The following is a 3140-nucleotide window of genomic DNA, read 5'->3' on the forward strand; positions in this document are numbered from 1 at the left end:
TATTTACTTCTTTATTTACTTCTTTATTTACTTCTTTATTTACTTCTTTATTTACTTCTTTATTTACTACTTCATTTGCTACTTCATTTGCTACTTCATTTACTTCTTTATTTAATGCTTCATTGACCCTTTTACCTCCCTCTTTATTTAAACTAGATGTAGGGTTGTTAGATATAACATCGACTTTCTTTTCCTGAATAACATTATTATCATTGTTCTCACTACCACCACTAGAACATCCAGCAATAATAAGAGGCAAAACAACAAAAGGTATACTTTTTTTCATAATATAACATCCAACTTTAATTAAAAATATTTACTAAACTCAAGATAAAAATTATTTTTATCATAACTATAAAATAAATTACTACTATCTATTTTTTGATATGCCCATGTTATTTTGGGTGTAATTCCATAAAAATAAAAATTTCGATTCCACAATGTTATATAAACACTATACTCATCATTTTTTTGTGGTTTTTTATAAAAATCAGGAACCCAATAATTATTTTCTTCTGCTATTGCTCCTTGATAAATACGCTTAGCATAACCAACTTGAAAACGAGTGGAAATACCTTGTAACCATTCTTGCCCCCAACCTGCACGGACACTGAATCGATCAAAAGCATTAGCTTTACTTTTAGCTTCTTTATGATAAAAATCTATTCCAGAAAACCAATATTGATTACTATTTGATATATACAATAGTGTATCAGATACAGAATAAACATTACCATCCAATAGTTTTGTCTTATGATAACTTTGCCTTGATAACTCAACTGAGAGTGAATTCTTCCATTGTTTATTTAACCAATTATTTATTTCAACCTCTGTTCCAATTGCATTTGAATAACGATGATATGTAGAACTATTTTGTTGATTTTTATTTGGATTCCATGAGTACTCAACAAAAGGTAAAAATAATACTTCATTAGTTAAATTTTTATATCCAAATCCCACTTTCACTCTAGAAGATATTTCATTATATTTAGAGTTATCCCAATAATATTTCCCCTTTCCTCGAAAATTCAATAAAGAAAAGTAATTTTTATATATCGATAACTTCTTTTCAGCTACACCTACATAAGAAAAACCCTCTGCACTTTCAGGCTTTGATGTACTCTTCCAATTTGCAGTATTAACACCTAATTTAGGAGAGTTATTAATATTTGACTCATTTAGATAAACAATGCCACCATTAAATGACCAATCATTCTGATGATTGATTAATTCAGAATATTTATTAATAATATCAATTACATTATCATTCAAGTTTTCGCTTTTCAGTTTATCAAATTGTTCTAATGCCGCCTCATTCTCTTTATTTTCAAATAATGCAATTGCTAACTGTAATCGAGCAAATATTAATTTAGGATTTTTAGACACCAAACTTCTATATAATGATATTGACTTATCTAATTGTTTATTCTTACGAGCAATAATAGCATTACCCCATATTAACAATTCATCATCTTCTTGCTTTTTTTGTTTTTCATAAATAGAAAGTAATAATCCAACACCTTCTACATCATTTCTTATTAATACAGGAATAAATAATCGTAATAACAGAGTAGGATCCTCAACCAATTGAGCCTCAGTTATCAAATTGTTACTTTTTTTATTATAATCGTCATTCGCAATACTATGAAAACTCAGAAACAGAATAAATAATAGACAAAATCTGAATTTACAATTCAATATAAAATTCATAAATAAAGAAATAAACCCAATGAGTTATAACATTAAAGAAAGAAATGCTATATGATAAAATTCACAAAGTAAATATTCTTATATTAATTAAATCTTATAATCTTTTAACAATGATATTAGTTGTTTTTTAATTTTATTAAAATTATTTGGTTTGAACAAAAAAAACAATTATTTAACTTAAGAAAGGATATAATAATCAAATCATTTGATTAAATAATCAATATCAGCACTAAGCAATATACTTTATATCAGATATTTTTGTATTAATCTCAGCCCACACTGTAATTAACTAAAATTTTAAAAATTATAATATGATTATAATTCAATAGAAATTTTTACTAATTTTCTTAAATTTTTAGCTATATATTATAATTAAATTCGCAATAATATTAGTAAAAAAACTGATATTCATAAAAAAAAACCCGTATAAATACGGGCTAAATTTTAATAAACGTAATGTTAAGATTTTCAAATGAAAATCTGATGAACAAAATATTAATACAATACATTAAAGACATAATCAATAATAAAAAATGACATTCGAAAATTTCATTTTATTTTTAATATTAAAGTTAATTTTTATTATAATTGTATACCATAAATAGAAATAACCAGTATAAATATCTCTCAACAAAGCAGAACAAATAAACGACAATGAAAATCAATATCATTTACAGGTGGTTTATCATTTTATAAATAGTAAAAAAGAGCAAGGTGTTCAATAAACAAGCAAAAAATTTATTAATTATATAATCTATAATTTCATTATTAACACAATATTGAAACATCGAATAAATAACCCACAAAAACCACACAACCACTTGAAAAAAAACAAAAAAACACACACCCATCACCTTCACAAGGTGAAATAAACAATATAAAAACCGTATTTTTTATAGCTAAAAAAATTTTTTTATTTAAACTAAATTAATCTTATAACTTTTTGCTCTATCCAGTTTAGTTGCAAGATATTTATAATCGGGACAATATCATGAATACATTGAATTACATCATCAGTAAAAAAATAAAACAAAAAAGAAAAGAACTAAAATTAACCGGCATACAAATGGGATACTTACTTGGAATAAGTCAACAACATTTTTCTCGATTAGAAAATGGTCACATTAAATTCACCGTAGAGCATATATTTGCTATCGCCTCAATATTAGAAGTTAAACCCGAAAGTTTATTACCAACCCACAATATAGCCAAAGCTGAGGCAATTTCATGGGCAAAAACAGTATTATCAGCCGAGACGACTTTACGATGAAATAAAATAGACTAACTATTTATTACATATTAAATAAATAATATATCAATACACACCCATTTATAGTTACACAGAATAAAAACTTAGTACTACTTAAATATTTTATATCATTCACATTTTTGACTAAAAATAATGTGAACCATTGAGGACATAAAAGGGG

The 3140-nt window shown here is 25.1% G+C and carries 3 protein-coding genes; 1 reads left to right on the forward strand and 2 read right to left on the reverse strand.

Features of this window, described 5'->3' with window-relative positions:
- A partial coding sequence (locus ACNART_RS17730) for a hypothetical protein (RefSeq protein ID WP_416303669.1) occupies positions 1-286 on the reverse strand: 286 nt, incomplete at its 3' end.
- Between the two features lie 20 nt (positions 287-306).
- The gene (locus ACNART_RS17735) at positions 307-1587 is read right to left on the reverse strand and encodes a surface lipoprotein assembly modifier (RefSeq protein ID WP_416303670.1); all 1281 of its coding nucleotides are present in this window, start codon (positions 1585-1587) and stop codon (positions 307-309) included.
- Positions 1588-2701: 1114 nt separating this feature from the next.
- Between ACNART_RS17735 and ACNART_RS17740 the strand changes: the two genes are divergently transcribed.
- Positions 2702-2980 (forward strand): helix-turn-helix domain-containing protein, encoded by a 279-nt coding sequence (locus ACNART_RS17740; RefSeq protein ID WP_060961214.1) that lies wholly within the window; start codon positions 2702-2704, stop codon positions 2978-2980.
- Positions 2981-3140 lie beyond the last annotated feature (160 nt).

It is taken from the genome of Proteus sp. LHD240705 (assembly GCF_047921555.1).
GTDB lineage: Bacteria > Pseudomonadota > Gammaproteobacteria > Enterobacterales > Enterobacteriaceae > Proteus.

Bases quoted from the DNA above. Each gene is read 5' to 3' on its own strand.
- ACNART_RS17740 (WP_060961214.1), top strand. From the start codon at position 2,702: ATGAATACATTGAATTACATCATCAGTAAAAAAATAAAACAAAAAAGA.